The sequence below is a fragment of the Campylobacter sp. 2014D-0259 genome (assembly GCF_008000505.1).
In the GTDB taxonomy this organism is placed as follows: Bacteria; Campylobacterota; Campylobacteria; order Campylobacterales; family Campylobacteraceae; genus Campylobacter_D; species Campylobacter_D jejuni.
The window spans coordinates 316,285-340,302 of record NZ_VOAQ01000024.1; the positions used below are offsets into that span (position 1 = coordinate 316,285).

Genomic DNA, 24,018 nt, shown 5'->3' on the forward strand with positions numbered 1-24,018 from the left:
TTATTTTCCTCTAACTTTTAAAAAATTTTCTATTCTTTTTTTACACTCATCAACCCCTAAAAATTCTAATACTTCAAAAATACTAGGACTTACCGCACTCCCTGTTAAAGCTATGCGTATAGGCTGAGCCAAATCTTTTAACTTTGCTTCTTTTTTTTCTAAAAAATCATTTGTAAAATCTTCAAAATCTTTACCTGTTTTTTGATCTTTAAGTGTATTAGCAAATGCCTGGAGCAATTCTAAATTATTTTCGTTAACAAATTTTTGCACTGCATTTTCATCATAATTTTGCGGTGCATTAACTATGCTTTTTGCACCATTGATAATATCATGCAAGGTTTTTGCACGCTCTCTTAATAAATCAAGTAAAAATCCTGCCTTTCCATAAACAGATAAATCAAAGCCGAGATCTTTAAGCTGACGGTTAATCTCTTCAAAAGGTAAAGTTTTAATATAATGAGCATTCAACCATTCAAGCTTTTTAGCATTATAACAAGATGCGCTTTTATTGATATGATAAGGATCAAAAAGTTTTTTCAAATCTTCTAGTGAAAAAACCTCATCATCACCATGACTCCAACCTAAACGCACAAGAAAATTAAGCAAAGCTTGAGGTAAAATTCCCATTTCTTTGTATTCCATAACATCAGTTGCCCCATGTCTTTTTGAAAGCTTTTTACCATCTTCTCCATGTATCATAGCCACATGAAAAAATTTAGGAATTTTAAAACCCAATGCCTCATAAAGCACAATTTGTTTAGGAGTATTTGAAAGATGATCATCCCCACGAATCACATCACTTACCCCCATTAAAGCATCATCAATAACAACAGTAAAATTATAAGTTGGAGTTCCATCACTTCTTGCAATGATAAAATCATCCATTATATCCTCTGCTTTAAATTTTACCTCGCCTTTAACCCCATCTTCAAAAACAATCTCGCCGCTTTGAGGTGCTTTAATACGCACAACAGGTTCTATACCCTGAGGTGGCGTGCCTTTAAATTCTCTATATCTTCCATCATATCTTGGGCGCTCTTTGGCGGCTTCTTGCTTGGCGCGCAATTCTTCTAATTCTTCTTTACTCATATAACAATAATACGCTTTACCTTCATCTAAAAGCTTTTTGACATATTCTTTATAAAGATCAAAACGCTCTGATTGGTAAGTTACTTCTCCATCATGTTCTAAACCGCACCATTTAAAAGCTTCGATAATTGCTTTAGTAGCTTCTTTGGAATTTCTTTTTAAATCCGTATCTTCAATACGAAGTAAAAAATTTCCACCATTTTTTCTAGCGTATAAATAATTATAAAGAGCTGTTCTAAGTCCACCTATGTGCAAATACCCTGTTGGGCTTGGAGCAAAACGCGTTGTAAGTTTTTCGTGCATTTTTTGCCTTTTCTTAAATTTTTATTGATATAATGCGATATTTATACTTAAATAAAGGTTTGAAATGAAAAAAATTTTATTAAGTTTTGCATTTTTTGCAAGTTTAGCTAGTGCAAATACCATTAATGCTATAGCTGTAGTTGTGGATAAAGAGCCTATCACAACTTATGATATAGATCAAACTATGAAAGTGCTTAAAATTGATAGAAATAAAGCTTTAGGTGTACTCATCAATGAAAAAATGGAAATTTCACAAATGAAACAACTGGGTATTGTAGTCAATGATCTAGAGCTTGATGATGCTATAAATAAAATGCTTGCTCAAAACAAAACCACTTTAAATGCTTTCAAAACAAATTTAAAATCCAAAAATCAAAGCTATGAACAATTTCGTGTAAATTTTAAAAAAGATTTAGAAAAAAGAAAACTTTATGAAAAAATCGCAAGTATGGCAAAAACTGATTTTAGTGATGATGGAGCAAAAAAATTTTTCGAACAAAATAAAGATAAATTCACTTTTTATACACAAATTAATACAAATATTTATTTATCAAACAATCCTCAAACTTTAGAAAATATCAAAAATACAAAAAAAACAATCCTTAAACCACAGAATACATCTTTAAACACAAGCAATGCCGATCCAAGACTTTTAGGGCTTTTATCACAAATTCCTGTTGGAGGCTTTTCCCCTGTTTTAAATGGAAAAAATGGCTATGAACTCTATGAAGTTAAAAGCAAAGATGGGGCACAAACTCCTGAATATGAACAAGTTAAAAATGAAGTTTTAAACGCTTATGTAAGCGAACAAAGACAAAATTTCATACAGGATTATTTTGATAAACTCCGCTCTAAAATCAATATAGAATATTTAAGATAAAAATTACAATTAAAATTTCCCTTTAATTAGGGAAATTTTAATGTCTTGCAAGATAATTTGTATCGTAGTTATTATTAATAAAATCAGGATTTTCCATCATAGAAAGATGAAAATCTTTGGTTGTTTTTATCCCACTTATAAGCAACTCATCTAAAGCTACTTTCATTTTTGCAATAGCTTTATTACGATCTTCTGCCCAAACTACAAGTTTGCCTATCATAGAATCATAATAAGGAGGCACGCTATAGTCTTGATAACAATGACTTTCCATTCTGACATTGCGTCCTGCGGGTGGAATGTATTTAGTAATCTTACCTGGACTTGGCAAGAAAGTTTTGGAATCTTCGGCCGTGATTCTACATTCTATAGAATGCCCATTTAATTTAATACTTTCTTGAGATGGTAAAGCATAACCTTCTGCTACTTTAATCATTTGTTCTATGATATCAATCCCACTTACCATTTCACTTACACAGTGTTCAACTTGCAAACGCGTATTCATTTCTATAAAATAAAAATCCAAATTTTTATCTACCAAAAACTCAAAAGTTCCCGCACCTTCATATCCTATAGCTTTAGCTGCCTTAATAGCAGTTTCATGAAGTCTAGTGCGTGTTTTTTCATCAAGCAAAATCGCAGGGGATTCTTCTATAAGTTTTTGATGGCGTCTTTGCATAGAACAATCTCTTTCGCCCACATGAATCACATTGCCAAAACTATCTCCTATAACCTGCACTTCTATATGGCGTGGATTTTGTATGTATTTTTCCATATACATAGTTCCATCGCCAAATGCTGTCATAGCCTCGCTTTCAGCCGACCAATACGCTTTTTCAAGATCTTTTTCATTTTCAACCACACGCATACCACGACCACCGCCACCTGCAGCTGCTTTTAAAATCACAGGATAACCTATTTCTTTGGCAAGTTTTTTAGCTGCTTCAGCTCCTGCCAAAGCCCCATCGCTTCCTGGGATCACAGGTACGCCTGCTCTTTGCATGACTTGTTTTGCTTTTGATTTATCACTCATTAAATTCATAGCTTCCACAGAAGGACCTATAAATTTGATGTTATGTTTAGCACAAATTTCAACAAAATTTTGATTTTCACTTAAAAATCCGTATCCTGGAAAAATCGCATCTGCTTCAGCAATTTCAGCTGCTGTAATAATAGCTGGGATATTTAAATAGCTTTCAGAACTTCTTGCTTTGCCTATACAAATGCTTGCATCAGCGTATTTTAAATACAAAGCATCTTTATCTGCTTCAGAGTACACACAAATTGCTTTTTTACCCATTTCTTTAATCGTTCTTAAAGCACGCAGTGCTATTTCTCCACGATTAGCAATTAATATGCTTTTAATTTCCATTTTATAATTTCTCCACCGCAAATAAAGGCATTCCAAATTCTACAGGCTGACCATCAGCAACTAAAATTTCAGCGATCCTACAATCAAATTCCGCTTCAATTTCATTCATGATTTTCATCGCTTCGATAATAGCTATAGTATCGCCTTTTTTAACCGTACTACCTACTTTTACAAAAGGTGCTGCACCTGGACTTGGAGCTTGATAGAAAGTTCCTACCATAGGGCTGTTTATACTTGGTTTGTTTGATTTTACACTTTGACTAGGTTGAGCTTCGTTTACAACGCTTACATTGATAGGTTGTGGAGCTGGAACTGGAGGACAAACAGGGGCTGGAACATCGCAGCACATATCTCTTTCAAGTTCTATTTCAAAACCATCTTGTTCTTTGATCTTAATTTTACTAATATTTGCTTCAGCAAAAAGGTTTACTAACTCTTTAATTTCTTCTTTTGTCATAAAATTCTCCTACAAAATTTAAGAACTTAACCTTGTATTATATAAAAAAACTTGAAATTTAACTTTAAAAAAGAAAAAAATCATAAAAAATATAGATTTTTTAGGTTATAATCCTTACAAACAATTACAAATATTAAAAAGGTTAAAAATGGGCTTAAAAGCGGATAATTGGATAAGAAAAATGGCATTAGAACACAAGATGATCGAACCATTTTGCGAAGCAAATATAGGAAAAGGTGTGGTAAGCTATGGACTTTCAAGCTATGGTTATGATATACGTGTAGGGCGTGAGTTTAAAATTTTTACCAATGTTAATTCAACTGTAGTGGATCCAAAAAATTTCGTAGAAGAAAATGTAGTAGATTTTGAAGGCGATGTATGTATAGTTCCTGCAAATTCTTTTGCCCTAGCCAGAACTATAGAGTATTTTAAAATGCCTGATAATGTCTTAGCTATTTGTCTTGGCAAAAGCACTTATGCAAGATGTGGCATCATCGTCAATGTTACCCCTTTTGAACCAGGTTTTGAAGGACATATCACTATAGAAATTTCAAATACTACGCCTTTACCTGCAAAAATTTATGCCAATGAAGGTATAGCGCAAGTGTTGTTTTTGCAAGGCGATGAAAAATGTGACACCACTTATAAAGATAAAAAAGGCAAGTATCAAGCCCAAACTGGCATTACCTTACCAAGAATTTTAAAATAGGAACACTTATTGCTTTAATTTAAAAAAACTTAAGCAAAGGAAGGCAAAATGTTTAACAAAAAAAATATCTTAATCACGGGCGGAACAGGCTCTTTTGGAAAAACTTATACTAAGGTTTTGCTAGAAAACTATAAACCTAATAAGATTATCATTTATTCTCGTGATGAGCTCAAACAATTTGAAATGGCAAGCGTTTTTAATGCTCCTTGTATGCGTTATTTCATAGGAGATGTAAGAGATAAAGAGCGTTTAAGTGCTGCTATGCGTGATGTGGATTTTGTTATACATGCTGCTGCAATGAAGCATGTACCTATTGCTGAATATAACCCTATGGAATGTATAAAAACAAACATTCACGGTGCGCAAAATGTCATCGACGCTTGTTTTGAAAATGGAGTTAAAAAATGTATCGCTCTTAGCACAGACAAGGCTTGCAATCCTGTAAATTTATACGGCGCAACCAAACTTGCAAGCGACAAGCTTTTTGTCGCTGCAAACAATATAGCAGGTAACAAACAAACACGCTTTGGTGTTACAAGATATGGCAATGTTGTAGGTTCAAGAGGATCGGTAGTACCTTTCTTTAAAAAACTCATCAGCAAAGGAGCTAAAGAACTTCCTATCACCGATACAAGAATGACTCGTTTTTGGATCAGCCTTGAAGATGGAGTGAAATTTGTACTGAGCAATTTTGAAAGAATGCACGGAGGAGAAATTTTCATCCCTAAAATTCCTTCGATGAAAATCACCGATCTAGCTCATGCTTTAGCTCCTCATTTAAGTCATAAAATCATAGGTATCAGAGCAGGAGAAAAACTACATGAAATCATGATTTCAAGCGATGATAGTCATTTAACCTATGAATTTGAAAACTACTATGCCATAAGCCCTAGCATTAAACTTGTAGATAAAGATAATGACTTTAGTATCAATGCCCTAGGCGAAAAAGGACAAAAGGTAAAAGATGGTTTTTCTTATAGTTCGGATAATAATCCTTTATGGGCAAGCGAAAAAGAACTTTTAGAAATCATCAATCACACCGAAGGTTTTTAAAATGCTTACTTATTCTCATCAAAACATCGATCAAAGCGATATAGATGCGCTTACAAAAGCTTTAAAAGATGAAATTTTAACAGGGGGTAAAAAGGTAGATGAATTTGAAGAAGCCCTTTGTGAATATGTGGGCGTAAAACACGCTTGTGTATTAAACTCAGCCACTTCAGCCCTTCATCTTGCCTATACAGCACTAGGCATCAAAGAAAAAATCGTTTTAACCACTCCTTTAACCTTCGCTGCTACGGCTAATGCAGCCTTAATAGCTGGAGCTAAGGTAGAGTTTATCGACATTAAAAACGATGGCAATATTGATGAAAAAAAACTAGAAGCAAGACTTTTAAAAGATAGTAAAAATATAGGAGCTATTAGCGTGGTGGATTTTGGGGGAAATAGCGTTGAAATAGATGAAATTTCAAGCCTTGCTAAAAAATACAATATCCCTTTAATCGATGATGCAAGCCATGCTTTAGGTGCCTTATATAAAAGTGAAAAAGTAGGAAAAAAAGCCGATCTTTCTATCTTTTCTTTTCATCCTGTTAAACCCATCACTACTTTTGAAGGCGGCGCTGTGGTGAGTGATAATGAAGAGCTTATCACCAAAATCAAGCTTTTAAAAAGCCATGGTATAATTAAAAAAAGGCTTTGGGATAGCGATATGGTAGAACTTGGCTATAATTACCGCTTAAGCGATGTTGCTTGTGCTTTAGGGATAAACCAGCTTAAAAAACTCGATCACAATCTTGAAAAAAGAGAAGAAATTGCAAGTTTTTATGATAAAGAATTTGAAAAAAATCCTTATTTTTCCACGATAAAAATCAAAAATTATAAAAAAAGCTCAAGACATTTATACCCTATCTTGCTTTTTCCTGAATTTTATTGTCAAAAAGAAGAACTTTTTGAAAGCTTACTTCATGCAGGAATTGGCGTACAGGTACATTATAAACCAACTTATGAGTTTAGTTTTTATAAAAAACTCTTAGGAGAAATCAGACTCCAAAATGCGGATAATTTTTACAAAGCCGAGCTTAGCATACCTTGTCATCAAGAAATGAATCTAAAAGATGCAAAATTTGTAAAAGATACTTTATTTAGCATTCTTGAAAAAGTTAAAAAGGGATATTGTGGATAAGCTAGACTTTAGAAGTCAAGATTTTAACCAAACTGGAAAGGCTATGTATGAACTAGCTTGTGAACTTTTTCCTATCCCTAGGAGTATCACAGGGCAAGGTTTTAGAGCTAGCTTAGAAATTTTAAATAAAACTCTGGGGGGGGTATACTCAAATTTCACTCTATCAAAAGTGGCACAAAGGTTTTTGACTGGATAGTCCCTGATGAATGGAACGCTAAAGAAGCCTATATCATCACTCCAGAAGGAGAAAAAATTTGTGATTTTAAAAAGCATAATTTACACCTTCTAAATTATAGCGAAGCTATCGATAAAGAAATCGAACTTGAAGAACTTCAAAATCATCTTTACTCCATAGAAGAAATGCTCGATGCTATTCCTTATGTAACGAGTTATTACAAAAGGCGTTGGGGATTTTGTCTCACGCATAATGAAAGAAAAAAACTCAAAAAAGGCAAATACAAAGTCTATATCAATGCGAAACATGATGAAAATGGGGTTTTGGATTATGCTGATTTTATCCTACCTAGTACGCAAAATTCAAAAGATGAAATTTTAATTTCAACCTATCTTTGTCATCCTTCCATGGCAAATAATGAGCTTAGTGGTCCTGTGGTGGCTATTTTCCTAGCAAAATGGCTTTTGAGTTTAAAAGAAAGAAAGTATAATTACCGCTTTGTCATCATTCCTGAAACCATAGGCTCTATAGTCTATCTTAGCAAACATTTAGAGCATTTAAAAAAACATGTTAAAGCAGGCTTTGTGCTTTCTTGCTTAGGTGATGATCATGCTTACTCACTCATACACACACCCAAAGAAAACACTCTAAGCGATAAAGTTGCCTTGCATACGCTTAAAAATAAAGAAAATTTCAAAACTTTTAGTTTTTTAGATCGTGGAAGCGATGAAAGACAATACAATGCTCCGCTTGTAAATCTTGGCATAGTAGGAGTATGTCGCACAAGATACTTAGAATACGAACAATACCACACTAGCAAAGATGATCTCAATTTTATCTCTGAAAAAGGCTTAATGGGTGGACTTCAAAGCATGCAAGAAATAATTTTAAATCTAGAAATCAACGCCGTATATGAAAACACCATAGTATGCGAACCCAATCTTGGCAAAAGAGGGCTATATCATACCCTTAGCACTGCTAATGACATTCCTTTGGCTTGTAATTTTCTAGCTTACTGCGATGGAGAGAATGATATCATCGATATAGCCAATATCTTAAATATGCAAGCTTATGAATTTAAAGAACTTTTGGAAAAAATAAAATTTTATGGACTAGTAAAATGAAATATTTTTTAGAACACAATGACAAAAAATACTCCGATAAAGATTTAATAGATGCTTTTTATCAACTAGGTATAAAAAGGGGTGATATTTTATGCGTACATACAGAACTTTTTAACTTTGGCGTGCCTTTGCTTTCTAGAAATGAATTTTTACAGACTATACTCAATTGCTTTTTTGAAGTTATAGGCAAAGAAGGCACTTTGATCATGCCAACCTTTACTTATAGTTTTTGCAAAAATGAAGTTTATGACAAAATAAATTCCAAAACAAAAATGGGAGCATTAAATGAATATTTTCGCAAACAAACAGGAGTAAAACGCACAAACGATCCTATATTTTCTTTTGCTATAAAAGGAGCAAAAGAAGAATTATTTTTAAAAGATACAACAAGTTGTTTTGGGGAAAATTGTGTTTATGAAGTTTTAGCCAAAGAGAATGGAAAATATATGACATTTGGAGGCCAAGGACATACACTAACACATTATGCAGAAGAACAATTTAATGTATTTTACAGATATCATAAAATTTTCTCTGGAATTTTAATTGATGAAAACAATATATCATACAATAAAACCATTAGTTATTATGTTAGAAAACTTGACATATCTTCTGAGCCCAATTTAATTAACATTATCAATATTGTTAATAATACTAAAAATTTTAAAAAAAACAATTTTGCAGGAGATCATATAAATATTTACAACGCTAAAGAATATATAGAAATTTTATGGAAAAAATTAGATATAAACCAAACAATTCTAATAGAAAATTATGATACAATATATTAATTTTCAACATTCTCAAGAAAGTGGTATACAATGGAAAAACAATTTTATGAAATTTTAGAAAATATACTTGAAACCAAAGTAGATGAAAATACAAATTTAAGCATGGAAAACTGCAAGAACTGGACTTCTTTAGCTCATATTGATATCATCATGAGTTTAGAAGAAGAATTTGAAATCAAATTTAACAAAGAAGATTTAGGTCTCTTAAAATCTCAAAGCGCTTTACTAGAAAAAATTCAAACCCTAAAGGCAGAAAAATGAAAGAAAATATTGAAAAATTATTTCAAGCCATCGCTCAAAAAAATCCTATCCATTCTAAATATCTTAAAAAAATTGAATTTTCACAAGAAGACGAAGAAGAATTTGATAAATTAATTTCTTATTATATTCAAGATGGCATCAGTATAAAAGAACAATGCGATTGTTATTTATTGATCCTTAACGATACTTTAGAAGAAACAAAATTTTTCATAGAAAATGGGGCTTATCGTTATTCTAGCTTTGATGAAGTTAAGGATAAAGTTTATTTTAATGAAAGCTATATGAAACAATACATGATAGGCTTAGCTCTTTCTTCTTTTGTTTGGATAGCTCATATTAAAGTGAGAAAGTATTTTTCACAATATTTAAAAAATTTTACTCCAAAAACAACTTATTTTGAAATAGGCCCTGGCCATGGAGAATATTTTGCAAGAGCAGTTAAAAGTGGTAAATTTTCCGCATTTTATGGACTTGATATCTCTCCAACAAGTTGCGAACTTACTCAAAAAATGGTAAAACAACAAGTAGGGGGATTGATTACAAAATGTGATTTTTTATGTCAAGATTTTTTTACTTATGATTTTGATAAAAAAGCTGATTTGATAGTGATTGGAGAAGTGCTAGAACACGTAGAAAAACCTCTTGAATTCCTTAAAAGATCTAAAGAACTTCTTAGCGATGGAGGGGAAATTTTTGCAACTATTCCTATCAATGCTCCTGCTATTGATCATATTTATTTATTTTCCCATCCTGATGAAGTTAAAGATTTGATAGAAAAATCAGGCTTAAAGCTTAAGACTTATGAATGTTTTATGGCAAATGATTATAGTTTAGAAAAAGCATTGAAATTTAAAAATGCTATCACTATGGCAGTAGTTTTAAATGCTTAATACAACACTCAATTTACCCATTCATCATATAGGTGTGGCTTGTAAAAATTTAGAAAAAGAAAGGGAATGTTTTTTTAAACTAGGTTTTTATAAAGAATCAGAATTTGTAGATGAAAAACAAGGGGTAAGAGGTGAATTTATCATTCCTTGTAATGAAGCATTTCCACAGTATAGATTTGAACTTTTGCAAAATTTAAACGATAAAGGCCCACTAGATAGCTATTTGAAAAATAATACCAAAATGTATCATTTAGCCTATGAAAGTAAAAACATCACCCAAGATTTAATTCTTTTGGAACAACAAGGAGGCATTTGCATTGTTCCTATTATGCAAGCAAGCTATTTTGCTAAACTTTGTTTTATCATGATGCCAAATAGGCTTTTAATCGAACTTGTGGAGCTAAAATGAATCTTTTTTCACCCCATTTAAAACGCAATGAGCTTATAAAATTCGCCAAAGAATTAGACTTTAGCAAAAGTCAAGATCTTCTTATTAATGTCCATAGAAATCATGCTTTTGAAGGAGTGCAAAGTATCATTGCTCCTTTTTTACATTTTGCTAATTTAAAAGCTGAGTTTAATTTCAGCTCTTATGATGATAGCTTGAGTTTTGATAATTTTAAAGAAGCTAATTTAGAACTTTTATGGCTGGATTTAACCCGCTATAAAAATAATGTGCAAAATTTTATAGAAGAAAGACTTTTAGAACTAAGAAAAATTTCACAAAACCCTATTTTAGTTCTTAGTTTAGGAGAATTTAAAACAGATAAAAAAATTTTAAATTGTGAAATTTTTAACATAGAAAAACTCATAAAAGAGTATTTTGATGAAGAAGATATTTTAGACCTAGCTAAAGAAGAACTTACAGGCTCTAAGCTTAATAATAAAGCCTTGATTTTTTTAGCACAAATTTTAGGACTCAGTCTCATCCCTGCACTCGTAAAACCCGCTCTTAAAGCTCTTGTACTTGATCTTGATAATACCTTGTATCAAGGAATTTTAGGTGAAGAGGGTATAGATAATCTTAATTTAAGTCCTTTGCACAAAACCTTACAAGAAAAAATTAAAACTTTTAAAAAACAAGGGTTTTTACTTGCCCTAGCTTCAAAAAATGAAGAAAAAGACGCAAAAAAACTTTTTGAAATAAGGAAAGATTTCATCTTACAATGGGATGATTTTGATGTTAGAATGATCAATTGGGAGCCAAAGGGTGAAAATATCTTAAAAATTGCTAAAAAATTTAATATAAATACTAATGCCATGCTTTTTATAGATGATAATATCGCCGAGCTTGAAAATACCAAATTTACAGGCGTTAAAACACTTTTATGCGATGAAAATATACTTTATAAAATCAAACTTTTTCCTAATCTTTTAAAACTTTCAAATACCAAAGAAGATCAAATTCGTGCCAAAGATATAGCAGCCAATGCTTTAAGAGAAGAGCTTAAAAGCTTAAGCGATGAAGAATATTTTCAAAATCTTGAAATCAGCTTAAATTTTAGCAAAAATGATCTGCAAAATATCCCTCGCATTAGCGAACTTTTAGGCAAAACCAATCAATTTATCGCTAATTACACACGCTTAAATCAAGAAAAAGTCGCACAACACATGCAAAAAGAACTCATTGTAAGTGTGAGTATGAGTGATAAATTAAGCGATAGTGGGATTATCGCTATTTTTGTTTTTTCTTGTAAAGAAGGAAATTTATTTATCGATGATCTTTGCATTTCTTGTAGGGCTTTAGGTAGAAAACTTGAAACTAGAATGTTTTTTAAAGCCTTTGAACTAGCTTTACATTTCTTTGATCTTAAAAACAATAATGCAAGGCTTTACTATCAAAAAGGCGAAAGAAATATGCCATTTTTGAGCTTTTTAGAACAAATTTCTAAAGAAACTGAAAAAAACTCAGCCCTTGTTTCATTTCAAAATTTAAACTTTAAAGGACTTATAATCCATGAAAACTAGATTTGATAAAGCCAAAATTTCAGGCATTTGCGTAAGCGTACCTGAACATAAAATTTGCATTGATGATGAGTTAGAAAGCGTTTTTTCAAATGATATTAAAACCCTTAAAAGAATGAAAAAAGTCATAGGCTTAAAAACACGTTATATTTGTGATAAAAACACTTGTGTAAGCGATCTTGGCAAACACGCAGCCAATACACTTTTACAAGGTTTAAATATAGATAAAAATAGTCTTGATGCACTCATCGTAGTAACTCAAAGTCTTGATTTTTTCATGCCTTCTACGGCTTGTTATTTACATCAGCTTTTAAATTTAAGCTCTAAAACCATAGCTTTTGATTTGGGGCAAGCTTGTGCAGGGTATTTATACGGCTTATTTGTCGCTCATTCTTTAATACAAAGTGGCTTAGGTAAAATTTTGCTCGTTTGTGGGGATACTTTAAGCAAATTCATCCATCCTAAAAATATGAATTTAGCCCCAATTTTTGGCGATGGAGTAAGTGCAACTTTGATTGAAAAAACGGATTTTAATGAAGCCTTTTTTGAGCTTGGAAGCGATGGAAGACATTTTGATAAACTCATCATTCCAAAAGGTGCGATGAGAATACCTAAAGCAGATATTTTTAACGATGATTCGCTCATGCAAACTGAGGAGTTTAGACAATTAGAAAATCTTTACATGGACGGAGCAAATATTTTTAATATGGCTTTAGAATGCGAACCTAAAAGCTTTAAAGAAATTTTAGAATTTTCCAAGGTAGAAGAAAAAGACATTGCTTTTCATCTTTTTCATCAATCTAATGCGTATTTGGTTGATTGTATTAAAGAAGAGTTAAAACTTAATGATGATAAAGTTCCTAATTTCATCATGGAAAAATACGCTAATTTAAGCGCTTGTTCACTACCTGCTCTACTTTGCGAACTAGATACTCCAAAAGAATTTAAAGCGAGTTTAAGTGCTTTTGGTGCAGGGCTTAGCTGGGGAAGTGCGGTGCTAAATTTCAAGGATTTATACACAAAAGATATTTTAATTTACACAAAGGAGAAATAATGACAAAAACTGAATTTTTAGAAGAGCTTAAAGAAGCTATGCATAGAGATGAAGACTTAAATGAAGATATGCTACTTGATGATATAGACGAGTGGGATAGTTTGGCTTTTGTATCTGTGATGGTGCTTTATAAAAATCTTTTTGCTTTAAAAATCACAGCCGAGGACTTGAAAAATTGTCAAAAAGTGAGTGATTTAATCGATTTAGCAAAGCTTGATTAAAACCTTTAAGGTTTTAATCTTTTATCGTTAATTCAAATTTATCTCCCACATCTTTAAAAGTAAACACTTTATTTCCACAAGGATAAGAGATGGAATTTTCTTGCATTAAAGATTTTCTTTTTTGCAATTTTTCAAGCATTAAAGGAAGTTCTTTTCTAAATAAGGCTTTATCAGCAATCCTCATACCATGATTTAAGTCCTTTATAAATCTTCCATCAATCTCGCTTTCATCTTTTATTAAATGTAAAGTGGCGTCATATCCTAGCTCTTTATATGCTAAAAAAAGAGTTTGTTTATCTTTTGCTGTATTAAATGGATCTTTTAAACTATGATAAGATACTAAAATAATATTTTTGTTAATATTAGCTTGTATAGTTAAATGGGAAGAATTTAACAAAGAACGAATCATATAATTTTCATTAGTAAAAAAATAAGATAATCTTTCATCTTCTCTAGTCCAGTACGTTTTAATAAACATGCCTACCAATTTATTTAAATCACTAAAAAAAAATTCGGGTCTACTTAAATCTTTTCCTATTATACATTCCAATAATGGCAAAACAGTTCCTGAATTATCAATCACGCCATCCACATACCAAGGAGCTATTTTTGCTATGAGTAAAGATAGGTATCCTCCATAAGACCCCCCCCCCATAAATTTTTGGTAAATCTGCAAATTCTGGAAAACGTTTAACTAAATCTTTTAAAGCATTGATATGATCAATAGCTGCCATAATGCCATAGTTTTGATAATCTCCATTGGGTGGGATAAAAGTTGAAGTAAATTTCGCTTGATAATTTTGCGCTAATTTTCCTTGTGATTTTAAAGTAATAATATGCTGATTAAGCAATTCATAATACTTGGTAGAATTTTTACAATCAAGATTCTGTGGATTAATGCCAAAATCTAACAAAATCTTAGATAGACTTAACAAATCCTCCTCCATGAAGCTAATAGAAGCACTATATTTTTTATTATTTGATATTCTTGCACAAAAACAATGATAAAAAACATGCACCGCTACAACGTTAAAATTTTTAGCAATATATTCCCTATCAAAATCTAAAAAAGAAATATTTGCATTAGCTCCATAACCTCCTATGACAAAAACTATAGCTTTGATATCTTTTTCATCATCATAACTTATACGGTATTCAAGCTTGCTAGTTCTTTTAATGCCTAGTTCTACATCATCACAAGAATCAATTTCAAAGGTTTGGTTTATAAGCAATTTTAAGCCTTTTATTGTATTTTAAAGACAATTATACTTAAATTTTAGTAAAATAAAACACAAAAAACAAGGCTTAACTATGAAAAATCTTTGCATCATCCCTGCTCGTGGTGGATCAAAAAGAATTCCTAGAAAAAATATCATTGATTTCCTAGGCAAACCTTTAATCGCTTATAGCATAGAAAATGCTTTAAATTCAGGTATTTTTGATGAAGTGGTGCTTTCAAGCGATGATGAAGAAATCATAGAAGTAGCCTTAAAATACGGTGCAAAAGCTCCTTTTGTACGTGATAAAAATTTAAGCGATGATTATGCTTCAAGCACTGCTGTAGTGCAAAATGCCATAGAAATTTTACAAAGCCAAAATCAAATTTATGATCATGTCTGCTGCCTTTATGCTACTGCTCCTTTGTTAAATAAAGACATTTTAAAACAAGCCTATGAAAAATTTATACAAAATCAAAGCAAGTTTTTATTTGCTGCTACTGAGTTTGAGTATCCTATACAAAGGGCATTTTATCTAAATGAAAACAATCAAGTTTATATGTTTGATGAAAAACATTATAAAAGTCGTTCACAAGATCTAACAAAAGCTTATCATGATGCAGGAGCTTTTTATTTTGGTACAAGCAAAGCTTGGCTTGAGGAAGATTTTATATTTAAACCTCATTCTAGCGTGTTTGTATTGCCAAGAAATTTAGTTTGCGATATAGACACCATACAAGATTTGGAATTTGCAAAAATACTTTATAAGGTAAATCATGAAAGTGCTTTTTAGAAGCGATAGCTCCAGTCAAATAGGCTTTGGACACATTAAACGCGATCTAGTCTTAGCTAAACAATATGATGATGTAAGTTTTGCTTGCTTGCCTTTAGAAGGCTCCTTGATCGATGAAATTCCTTATCCTGTTTATGAGCTTAGTAGCGAAAGTATCTACGAGCTTATCAATCTCATCAAAGAAGAAAAATTTGAACTTCTTATCATTGATCACTATGGCATCAGCGTAGATGATGAAAAACTGATTAAGCTTGAAACAGGGGTGAAAATTCTAAGCTTTGATGATGAAATAAAGCCTCATCATTGTGATATTTTACTCAATGTCAATGCCTATGCAAAAGCAAGTGATTATGAAGGTTTAGTGCCTTTTAAATGCGAAGTAAGATGTGGTTTTTCTTATGCTTTAATCAGGGAAGAATTTTATCAAGAGGCCAAAGAAAATAGAGAAAAAAAATATGATTTTTTCATTTGCATGGGTGGAACTGATATAAAAAACCTTTCTTTACAAATTGCTAGCGAATTACCTAAAACAAAAATCATCAGCATTGCAACCAGCTCTTCTAATCCTAATCTTAAAAAATTGCAAAAATTTGCAAAATTACATAACAATATTAGATTATTTATCGATCATGAAAATATTGCAAAATTGATGAATGAAAGCAATAAACTCATCATCAGCGCAAGTTCTTTAGTCAATGAAGCCTTGCTTTTAAAGGCAAATTTCAAAGCTATTTGTTATGTTAAAAATCAAGAATCTACAGCAACTTGGCTTGCTAAAAAAGGGTATGAAGTGGAGTATAAGTATTGATAAAACTTAAAAATTTCACAGAACTTAATTCTCAAGAAATAGAGCTGATTTTTAAATGGCGCAATCACCCCGATATCAATCAATTTATGAAAACAAAATATATTGATTTTAAAGAACATTTAAGATTTTTAAAAAAATTACATCAAGATTCTAGCAAAAAATATTTTTTAGTTTTTCAAGATGAGCAGATTATCGGCGTAATTGATTTTGTCAATATCACAACTAAATCTTGCGAATTTGGACTTTACGCAAAACCTAATTTAAAAGGCGTAGGACAAATTTTAATGAATGAAATTATAAAATACGCTTTTGAAAACTTAAAAGTAAATACTCTTAAAGCTTATGTTTTCAAAGACAATCGCAAAGCTTTAAAATTATATCAACAAAATCATTTTACTATTTATGATGAAGATAAAGATTTTTACCATATTTGCCTAAAGCAATCTGACTGCAAAGCCTTGCCTAGCTAATTCTTCTTTTACATCTTTAGGGGTATACTTAGAAAAATGAAAAATATAAGCACCCGCTAAAGCATCAGCACCTAAATTTAAAGCCTCAACTCCATCACTTGGATTGCTAAGTCCTCCATTGATAATAAGAGGAATTTTAAGTTTATTTTGAAAGATCTTTAAAAGTTCTAAATCATAACCCTTTGCCCTTCCTTCAAAATCCACAGAAGTTAAAAGAAGCTCTCCAGCTCCTTTTTTTTCATATTCTAAAGCAAGTTCTAAAGGACTTTTTTCAAGTAAATTTCCCCTGTCATAAACACAAAATTGCCCTCCTTTTCTTTTAACATCTATAGAACAAACTATACATTGAGAACCAAAACGATTAGCCGCTTTACTTATAAAATCCATATCTTCTAAGGCCTTAGAATTGATAGAAATTTTATCCGCACCTAAATTTAAAATCTTTTGTATATCTTCAAGGGTTTTTATCCCGCCACCTATAGTTAAAGGCATAAAACATTCTTTAGCAAGATCTTCTATACTTTCAAAATCTATTTCTCCACTTTTTGAAGCATCTATATCTAAGATAATAAGCTCATCAACATTGCGTGCATTATAAATTCTCATTGTTGAAGTTAAATGCCCTATAGTGCGAAAATCTTTAAATTCTATACTTTTAACAAGTTGTCCGTTTTTTAACAAAACACAAGGGATAATTCTAGTTTTTAACATTTAAAGCCTTGCAAAATTTTCTAAAAGTTTTAAACCTAAATTTTGACTTTTTTCAGGGTGAAATTGTGTAGCAAAAATATGATCTTTTTGTAAAGATGCAACAAATTTATGTCCGTATTGTGCTTTAGCACTTACAAACTCATCTTTGCATTTCACATAAAAAGAATGCACAAAATAAAAATCACTCTTATTATCTATGCCTTGATACAAAGGAACTTGTTTTAAAATTTCAAGCTCATTCCAACCCATATGTGGGATTTTTAAATTTAAATCCTCTTCAAATTTAACTACTTCACCTTCTATAAAACCAAGTCCTTCGCAAACTCCACCTTCATAGCCCCTTTCTAAAAAAAGTTGCATTCCTAAACAAATGCCTAAAATAGGTTTTTTTTGTACTAAAACTTGCTCTTTTAAAGCTTCTATAAAACCAAGTTCTTTTAAATTTTTCATCGCTTCTTTAAAAGATCCCACTCCAGGTAAAAGCAATTTATCTGCTTTTTGCAAATCTTTTGGATTTTTAGCTATGAAATTTATAGCTCCTATTTTTTCAAAAGCCTTAGCAACAGAGTTTAAATTTCCCGCCTTGTAATCAATGAGCGCTATCATTTTAAAACACACTCGTCTTTTCTTACCAAAGAACCATCATAATCTCTTAAAAATTTGCCATTTTCATCACGTTTAAAAATTTTTTTATTGGTAAAAGAATCTACTATTTTTTGAAATTCTTCCTCGCTAAAACCACTGAATTCAAGGTATTTTTTAATAGCCTTTTTAGGGGGCTTGCCATCGTATTTTTGTACCAAACGCACCCCTTCTTCACGGCTGATATAACCTAAACGAATATCCAAACAAGCATTATCCGTTGCTCTACCAAAGCCGTATTTGCAGTATTTTAAATAATCATGCACATGATTAGAATAACAATCTAAATTTTCAAAATTTTCATAAGTAGTCTCAACAGGATGATCTAGAGTTAAAAAACCATATTTTTTAGAAATTTCAAGAATTTTTTTATAATCCCATTTAAAATAATACCCTAAAAATAGCCCAGTAACCCCTACTCTTTGAAGTTCTTCATCACTTGGATAAGTATATAAAAACAAATCTTTTTCAGTGATGCCATTTACCCCAAGCATATCAGAAGGACGGTTTCCTAAAAGTCCGCCAAATTCTTCAAGCCACTCTCTGCCTAAAATATTCTTATTTTTACTACTCGCAGGACCGCCATACTCTATCTGCGGACTTTCTCCCCAGATGATCAAAGGTACTCCAAAATTTACCGCTATGCGTGGAACAGAAGTAAAAATTCCCAAATGGTTTTGCCACTCATTATCCCCTGTTCTTATAAAAGCTTCACGGGCAAGTTTTTGATAAACTTTTGGATCACGCTTGATATGGATCAAATCCACGCCAAGATGATTTAAATTGTCTAAATTTTTGCGCCCTATTTTCGTAGGTACGCTAGGCTCAAAACACACACACAAAGGATTAAGTCCAAGTTCAAGCATTTTAACCACTTGAAAAGTAGAATCTTTTCCGCCACTTACTCCGATAACACAATCATAAACAGGATGTTTTTTGTATTTTTTTATAAGCTCAAAAAATTCTTTTTCTCTTTCTTGCCAATTAATATTTTGATTTTTAACTTCTTGAGAACGGCAAGCATCACAAACACCTTCTTCATCAAAATGTAAATCAGGCTTAGTATCTGGCATCACACATTTTTTACAAAATTTCATAAATTTCCTTTAATTAGTCTTAAATATATATATCGTTATAATTAAATTTTATTTTATGATTTTATATATTTATATTATATAAAAATTAAAAAATGAATGAATTCTATAATTTAAATCCATATGGCATTTTTTGAATGAAACCAAGCAAAATCATAACAAAGTTGTAATATTTATATAATATAAATATATAAATTGAAGAAATATATAATATAATTATATATCATTTTAGTCAGGAAATTTACCAAAGAAAGAAAAGTATGCAAATAGGAAATTTTAACACAGATAAAAAAGTTTTTATCATAGCAGAACTTAGCGCCAATCACGCAGGAAGTCTTGAAATGGCACTTCAAAGCATAAAAGCTGCTAAAAAGGCAGGTGCTGATGCGATAAAAATCCAAACTTACACTCCAGATAGTCTCACGCTAAATAGCGACAAAGAAGATTTCATCATCAAAGGAGGACTTTGGGACAAAAGAAAACTTTATGAGCTTTATGAAAGTGCAAAAACCCCTTATGAATGGCATTCTCAAATCTTTGAAACCGCACAAAATGAAGGCATACTTTGTTTTTCAAGTCCTTTTGCCAAAGAAGATTTAGAATTTCTAAAACGCTTTGATCCTATAGCCTATAAAATCGCTTCCTTTGAAGCTAATGATGAAAATTTCATACGTTTAATCGCCAAAGAAAAAAAACCCACTATCGTTTCAACGGGCATTGCTACAGAAGAAGAGCTTTTTAGAATCTGTGAAATTTTTAAAGAAGAAAAAAATTCTAATCTCATCTTTTTAAAATGCACTTCAGCTTATCCTGCTGCCATAGAGGATATGAATTTAAAAGGCATAGTAAGTTTAAAAGAAAAATTTAATGTTGAAGTGGGACTAAGCGATCACAGCTTTGGTTTTTTAGCCCCTGTTATGGCAGTAGCACTTGGAGCTAGAGTGATAGAAAAGCACTTTATGTTAGATAAAAGTATAGAAAGTGAAGACAGTAAATTTAGCCTTGATTTTGATGAATTTAAAGCTATGATAGATGCAGTTAGACAGGCTGAAAGTGCTTTAGGTGATGGTAAGTTAGATCTAGATGAAAAGGCACTTAAAAACCGTGTTTTTGCAAGAAGTTTATACGCAAGCAAAGAAATTAAAAAAGGTGAAATTTTCAGCGAAGAAAATGTAAAATCCGTGCGTCCTTGCTTTGGGCTACATCCTAAATTTTATCAAGAACTTTTAGGAAAAAAAGCTAGCAAAGATATAGAATTTGGCGATGCTTTAAAACAAGGAGATTTTAAATGAAAAATATTTTAGTTACAGGTGCTGATGGTTTTATAGGTTCTCATCTTTGTGAAAGTTTGGTCAAAAAAGGTTTTAAAGTCAGAGCTTTAAGTCAGTATAATTCTTTTAATTTTTGGGGACATTTAGAAAAAAGTCCTTTTTTAAAAGACATGGAAGTTATAAGTGGAGATTTAAGAGACAGTTTTTTTTGCGAAAAAATCACCAAAAATATAGATGCGATCTTTCATCTTGGCGCTTTAATCGCTATCCCCTACTCCTACACAGCCCCACAAAGCTATGTAGATACTAATGTAAATGGCACTTTAAATATGCTCGAAGCAGCTAAAAAAAACGAGATTTCACATTTTATCCACACCTCAACAAGCGAAGTTTATGGTACAGCCTTTTATGTACCTATCGATGAAAAACACCCTTTACAACCTCAAAGCCCTTATTCTGCAAGCAAAATCGCTGCAGATATGATGGCGCTGAGTTATTATAATTCTTTTAATTTAAATGTCAATATTGCACGCCCTTTTAACACCTATGGACCAAGACAAAGCGCAAGGGCTATTATACCTACCATCATCACACAAATTTTAAGTGGAGCAAAGGAAATCAAACTAGGAGATTTAAGCCCTAAAAGGGATTTAAATTTTGTGCTAGATACTTGCGAGGGTTTTATCTCTCTTTTAAATTTAAAACATTTTGGAGAAGTTTATAATATAGGCTCAGGAGTGGAATACTCCATGCAAGAAGTACTTGATCTCATACAAAAAATTTTAGATTCTAAGGTAAAAATCATCCAAGATGAACAAAGATTTCGTCCTAAAAATAGCGAAGTTTTTAGACTTTGTTGCGATGCAAACAAGCTTAAAAAAGCTACAAATTGGCAAAGCAAAATAAGTCTAGAAGAAGGTTTAAGACAAAGCATAGAGTATTTTAAAGAAAATTTAGAAAATTATAAAAGTGAGCTTTATAATGTTTGAAAAAGAAATTTCTTTTATAAAAAGTCTTTTTAATAAAAAAAATATCGCCCTACATGAGCCTTGCTTTATAGGCAATGAGAAAAAATATCTCTTAGAATGTATCGATAGCGGTTTTGTTTCAAGCGTAGGAGAATTTGTAACGCGTTTTGAAGAAGCTTTAAAAGAAAAAACCAAAGCACGCTTTGTCATCGCTACAAATACAGGTACAGCAGCCCTTCATATCGCTTTACTAGCTAATGGTATCGATGAAAACTGCGAAGTCATCACTCAAAGCATAAGCTTTGTCGCTACGGCCAATGCTATAGCTTATACAGGTGCAAAACCTATTTTTTTAGACATAGATGAAAACACTCTAAGTTTAAGCCCTAAGGCTTTAGAGCATTTTTTAGAAAATCAAACTTATCAAAAAGATAATCTTAGCTATAACAAAACCACACACAAACTCATCAAAGCTTGTGTTATTATGCACACCTTTGGTTTAAGCGCTCATATAAAAGCCATCAAAGAGCTTTGTGAAAAATACCACATCCTTTTAATTGAAGATGCTGCAGAAGCCTTAGGAAGCACCTATGAAAACAAGGCCTTAGGCACTTTTGGAAAGTGTGGAATTTTAAGCTTTAATGGCAATAAAATCATCACAGGTGGATGCGGTGGGGCGATATTAAGCGATGATGAAAATTTAGCCAAACTTGCAAGACACCTTAGCACCACAGCTAAAATCCCCCATCCTTACGAATACGATCATGATAGGATAGCTTATAATTACCGTATTTGCAATATAAACGCAGCAATCTTGCTTGCAGGACTTGAAAATTTAGAACTTTTTTTAGAAAACAAAAGAGAACTTGCTAAAATTTACAAGGATTTTTTTAAAAATCACGATAAATGTAAATTTATCGATGAAAAAAGCAATGAAAAAAGCAATTTTTGGCTCAATACCTTGCTTTTTAAGGATGAGAATTTAAGAAATATCTTTTTAGAAGAATGCTTGAAAAATAATATTTTCGTCCGTCCTGTATGGAAAAGCTTACCGAGTTTAAAAGCTTTTCAAAACTGTCAAAGCAATGAGCTTATAAACACTAAAAAATTAGAAAAACGCTTGATTAATTTACCTAGTAGCGTTAGAATAACAAATAAAAACTTAGGACTATCATGAAAAAATATATATCCAATATAGAAATTTCAACAAATCAAGGTACAAATGCCCAAATTTGGGAAAATATTTTTTCTCAAAAAGAATGGGGGAAATACCCTAGCGAAAATTTAATCCGTTTTATTGCAAAGAATTTTTACAATGTTAAAGATAGAAGTAAAATAAATATACTAGAATTAGGACTTGGCACAGGTGCTAATCTTTGGTTTTGCGCTAAAGAAGGTTTCAGTGTTAGCGGCATAGAATGGAGTAAAACAGGAGTAGAAAGATTTAAGCAACGTCTAGAAAATGAAAATTTAAGTCACCATATACAAGAAATTAAAATTGGAGATTATGAACAAAAACTTGATGAATTTAAAGATGAAAGTTTTGATGCTTGGATTGATGGGTATTCACTTGCTTATAATGATTTTAAAAAAACGAAAATCATTATAGAAAAAGCAATTAAAAAACTTAAAAAAAATGGTAAATTTTTCTCCATTACTCCAAGTTTTAATAACGAAGGTTTTATTAAAGATGAAAAACTACCCTATCACACATGCAAACCAACTCATGGAAGTGATGCTTTTACGGGAATAATACGTTATTGTGATGAAAAAGACATAAAACAACTTTATCAAGGAGAGAATTACCAAATTATAGATATAAAAATAAATACATTAAAAAATCTTGAAAATAATCTCAGTGAACTTTATATAATTGAAGGAAAAAAATTATGAATAACAGCACTCTTTGGGAAAATATTTTTTCTCAAAAAGAATGGGGGAAATACCCTAGCGAAAATTTAATCCGTTTTATTGCAAAGAATTTTTACAATGTTAAAGATAGAAGTAAAATAAATATACTAGAATTAGGACTTGGCACAGGTGCTAATCTTTGGTTTTGCGCTAAAGAAGGTTTCAGTGTTAGCGGCATAGAATGGAGTAAAACAGGAGTAGAAAGATTTAAGCAACGTCTAGAAAATGAAAATTTAAGTCACCATATACAAGAAATTAAAATTGGAGATTATGAACAAAAACTTGATGAATTTAAAGATGAAAGTTTTGATGCTATTATTGATAATTGTTCACTCTGTTGTAATAATTTTACAAAAACAAAGAAAATTTTCAATAAAGCCATCATGAAATTAAAAATAAATGGAAAATTCTTTTCTAGCACAATATCTAAAGGTATTGAAGGATATGACAATACGAATGATGATTTTCAACTTCCAAAGAGTGGTATTTATACTCATATAGGAATGATTAGATATTCAAACAAAAAAGATCTTAAAAAGTTATACAAAAATAAATATTTTAAATGGATAAAACTACAAACACAAAGCCTTGAAGCTGACAACAAATTAATTGACAAATTATTTATCATAGAAGGAGAAAGGATTTAATTAATGAAATATTTTA

At 31.3% G+C, this 24,018-nt stretch carries 25 protein-coding genes and 2 pseudogenes; 20 read left to right on the forward strand and 7 right to left on the reverse strand.

The genetic code is table 11. From position 1 onward, the window contains the following. Entirely contained in the window at nucleotides 1–1,392 is a 1,392-nt protein-coding gene (gene gltX / locus SR63_RS06210) for a glutamate--tRNA ligase (protein WP_002876753.1), read from the reverse strand. Between the two features lie 64 nt (nucleotides 1,393–1,456). Here gltX and salC point away from each other — a divergent pair, with 64 nt between their 5' ends. Beyond that, nucleotides 1,457–2,272, forward strand: coding sequence for a peptidylprolyl isomerase SalC (gene salC, locus SR63_RS06215; protein ID WP_002876752.1), 816 nt, complete (start codon nucleotides 1,457–1,459; stop codon nucleotides 2,270–2,272). Nucleotides 2,273–2,309: 37 nt separating this feature from the next. On the opposite strand, the gene SR63_RS06220 is transcribed toward salC, so the two are convergent. Then, complete coding sequence (locus tag SR63_RS06220) at nucleotides 2,310–3,641, reverse strand: acetyl-CoA carboxylase biotin carboxylase subunit (protein ID WP_002854112.1); 1,332 nt, start codon at nucleotides 3,639–3,641, stop codon at nucleotides 2,310–2,312. A gap of 1 nt (nucleotide 3,642) precedes the next feature. Beyond that, nucleotides 3,643–4,098, reverse strand: a complete 456-nt coding sequence (gene accB, locus SR63_RS06225; protein WP_002853623.1) for an acetyl-CoA carboxylase biotin carboxyl carrier protein — start codon at nucleotides 4,096–4,098, stop codon at nucleotides 3,643–3,645. 148 nt (nucleotides 4,099–4,246) lie between these two features. On the opposite strand from accB, the gene dcd reads away from it, so the two are divergent. The 11 genes and pseudogenes from dcd to SR63_RS06280 all read left to right on the forward strand — a co-directional run bounded on the left by dcd (nucleotide 4,247) and on the right by SR63_RS06280 (nucleotide 13,470). Then, nucleotides 4,247–4,807: a dCTP deaminase gene (gene dcd / locus SR63_RS06230; protein ID WP_002854086.1), complete on the forward strand. Its 561-nt coding sequence runs from the start codon at nucleotides 4,247–4,249 to the stop codon at nucleotides 4,805–4,807. A 48-nt stretch (nucleotides 4,808–4,855) separates the two neighbouring features. Then, complete coding sequence (gene pseB / locus SR63_RS06235) at nucleotides 4,856–5,860, forward strand: UDP-N-acetylglucosamine 4,6-dehydratase (inverting) (protein WP_147498400.1); 1,005 nt, start codon at nucleotides 4,856–4,858, stop codon at nucleotides 5,858–5,860. A 1-nt stretch (nucleotide 5,861) separates the two neighbouring features. Next, a complete protein-coding gene (pseC, locus tag SR63_RS06240) occupies nucleotides 5,862–6,992 on the forward strand; it encodes a UDP-4-amino-4,6-dideoxy-N-acetyl-beta-L-altrosamine transaminase (protein ID WP_002867330.1) in 1,131 nt (376 codons plus the stop codon). Then, nucleotides 6,985–8,291: pseudogene (locus SR63_RS06245) on the forward strand (DUF4910 domain-containing protein). The gene pseC and the pseudogene SR63_RS06245 overlap by 8 nt, the downstream one beginning before the upstream one ends. Beyond that, on the forward strand, nucleotides 8,288–9,079 hold the full coding sequence (legH, locus tag SR63_RS06250) for an N-acetyltransferase LegH (RefSeq protein ID WP_004313914.1): 792 nt from the start codon (nucleotides 8,288–8,290) through the stop codon (nucleotides 9,077–9,079). The pseudogene SR63_RS06245 and the gene legH overlap by 4 nt, the downstream one beginning before the upstream one ends. A 30-nt stretch (nucleotides 9,080–9,109) precedes the next feature. Next, a complete protein-coding gene (locus SR63_RS06255; RefSeq protein ID WP_004313913.1) occupies nucleotides 9,110–9,340 on the forward strand; it encodes an acyl carrier protein in 231 nt (76 codons plus the stop codon). Further along, nucleotides 9,337–10,230 carry a class I SAM-dependent methyltransferase gene (locus SR63_RS06260; RefSeq protein ID WP_002829515.1) on the forward strand — a complete coding sequence of 298 codons (894 nt, stop codon included), beginning with the start codon at nucleotides 9,337–9,339 and terminating at the stop codon, nucleotides 10,228–10,230. The genes SR63_RS06255 and SR63_RS06260 overlap by 4 nt, the downstream gene beginning before the upstream one ends. After that, nucleotides 10,223–10,639 carry a VOC family protein gene (locus tag SR63_RS06265; protein ID WP_004313912.1) on the forward strand — a complete coding sequence of 139 codons (417 nt, stop codon included), beginning with the start codon at nucleotides 10,223–10,225 and terminating at the stop codon, nucleotides 10,637–10,639. The genes SR63_RS06260 and SR63_RS06265 overlap by 8 nt, the downstream gene beginning before the upstream one ends. Next, the gene (locus tag SR63_RS06270; RefSeq protein WP_147498401.1) at nucleotides 10,636–12,198 is read left to right on the forward strand and encodes an HAD family hydrolase; all 1,563 of its coding nucleotides are present in this window, start codon (nucleotides 10,636–10,638) and stop codon (nucleotides 12,196–12,198) included. The genes SR63_RS06265 and SR63_RS06270 overlap by 4 nt, the downstream gene beginning before the upstream one ends. Continuing rightward, nucleotides 12,188–13,249, forward strand: a complete 1,062-nt coding sequence (locus SR63_RS06275) for a beta-ketoacyl-ACP synthase III (RefSeq protein WP_004313910.1) — start codon at nucleotides 12,188–12,190, stop codon at nucleotides 13,247–13,249. The genes SR63_RS06270 and SR63_RS06275 overlap by 11 nt, the downstream gene beginning before the upstream one ends. Next, entirely contained in the window at nucleotides 13,249–13,470 is a 222-nt protein-coding gene (locus tag SR63_RS06280; RefSeq protein WP_002786077.1) for an acyl carrier protein, read from the forward strand. Before SR63_RS06275 ends, SR63_RS06280 begins: the two co-directional genes overlap by 1 nt. 13 nt (nucleotides 13,471–13,483) lie before the next feature. On the opposite strand, the pseudogene SR63_RS06285 reads toward SR63_RS06280, so the two are convergent. After that, a pseudogene (locus SR63_RS06285) lies at nucleotides 13,484–14,702 on the reverse strand (DUF2920 family protein). A 79-nt stretch (nucleotides 14,703–14,781) separates the two neighbouring features. On the opposite strand from SR63_RS06285, the gene pseF reads away from it, so the two are divergent. Genes pseF through pseH form a run of 3 tightly spaced genes read left to right on the forward strand, consistent with a single transcriptional unit; the run spans nucleotide 14,782 to nucleotide 16,758 of the window. Beyond that, nucleotides 14,782–15,480: a pseudaminic acid cytidylyltransferase gene (pseF, locus tag SR63_RS06290; RefSeq protein WP_002792808.1), complete on the forward strand. Its 699-nt coding sequence runs from the start codon at nucleotides 14,782–14,784 to the stop codon at nucleotides 15,478–15,480. Then, complete coding sequence (pseG, locus tag SR63_RS06295; RefSeq protein WP_002784879.1) at nucleotides 15,464–16,288, forward strand: UDP-2,4-diacetamido-2,4,6-trideoxy-beta-L-altropyranose hydrolase; 825 nt, start codon at nucleotides 15,464–15,466, stop codon at nucleotides 16,286–16,288. The genes pseF and pseG overlap by 17 nt, the downstream gene beginning before the upstream one ends. After that, a complete protein-coding gene (gene pseH, locus SR63_RS06300; protein ID WP_022552354.1) occupies nucleotides 16,285–16,758 on the forward strand; it encodes a UDP-4-amino-4,6-dideoxy-N-acetyl-beta-L-altrosamine N-acetyltransferase in 474 nt (157 codons plus the stop codon). The genes pseG and pseH overlap by 4 nt, the downstream gene beginning before the upstream one ends. Here the strand turns inward: pseH and wbuZ are convergent. From wbuZ to pseA, 3 genes are read right to left on the reverse strand one after another with little or no spacing between them, the layout of a single operon-like run. Next, nucleotides 16,723–17,469 (reverse strand): glycosyl amidation-associated protein WbuZ, encoded by a 747-nt coding sequence (gene wbuZ, locus SR63_RS06305; RefSeq protein ID WP_002786691.1) that lies wholly within the window; start codon nucleotides 17,467–17,469, stop codon nucleotides 16,723–16,725. The genes pseH and wbuZ overlap by 36 nt on opposite strands. Further along, nucleotides 17,470–18,075 (reverse strand): imidazole glycerol phosphate synthase subunit HisH, encoded by a 606-nt coding sequence (gene hisH, locus SR63_RS06310; RefSeq protein ID WP_002856473.1) that lies wholly within the window; start codon nucleotides 18,073–18,075, stop codon nucleotides 17,470–17,472. After that, a complete protein-coding gene (gene pseA / locus SR63_RS06315; protein WP_022552355.1) occupies nucleotides 18,072–19,208 on the reverse strand; it encodes a pseudaminic acid biosynthesis protein PseA in 1,137 nt (378 codons plus the stop codon). The genes hisH and pseA overlap by 4 nt, the downstream gene beginning before the upstream one ends. Nucleotides 19,209–19,465: 257 nt before the next feature. Here pseA and pseI point away from each other — a divergent pair, with 257 nt between their 5' ends. Genes pseI through SR63_RS06340 form a run of 5 tightly spaced genes read left to right on the forward strand, consistent with a single transcriptional unit; the run spans nucleotide 19,466 to nucleotide 24,002 of the window. Further along, nucleotides 19,466–20,497 (forward strand): pseudaminic acid synthase, encoded by a 1,032-nt coding sequence (pseI, locus tag SR63_RS06320; protein ID WP_052793636.1) that lies wholly within the window; start codon nucleotides 19,466–19,468, stop codon nucleotides 20,495–20,497. Beyond that, complete coding sequence (gene legB / locus SR63_RS06325) at nucleotides 20,494–21,465, forward strand: 4,6-dehydratase LegB (RefSeq protein WP_057036474.1); 972 nt, start codon at nucleotides 20,494–20,496, stop codon at nucleotides 21,463–21,465. The genes pseI and legB overlap by 4 nt, the downstream gene beginning before the upstream one ends. Further along, entirely contained in the window at nucleotides 21,458–22,621 is a 1,164-nt protein-coding gene (gene legC / locus SR63_RS06330) for an aminotransferase LegC (protein WP_052793635.1), read from the forward strand. The genes legB and legC overlap by 8 nt, the downstream gene beginning before the upstream one ends. Continuing rightward, nucleotides 22,618–23,337 carry a class I SAM-dependent methyltransferase gene (locus tag SR63_RS06335; protein WP_022552359.1) on the forward strand — a complete coding sequence of 240 codons (720 nt, stop codon included), beginning with the start codon at nucleotides 22,618–22,620 and terminating at the stop codon, nucleotides 23,335–23,337. The genes legC and SR63_RS06335 overlap by 4 nt, the downstream gene beginning before the upstream one ends. Continuing rightward, on the forward strand, nucleotides 23,334–24,002 hold the full coding sequence (locus SR63_RS06340) for a class I SAM-dependent methyltransferase (RefSeq protein ID WP_022552360.1): 669 nt from the start codon (nucleotides 23,334–23,336) through the stop codon (nucleotides 24,000–24,002). The genes SR63_RS06335 and SR63_RS06340 overlap by 4 nt, the downstream gene beginning before the upstream one ends. Nucleotides 24,003–24,018 lie beyond the last annotated feature (16 nt).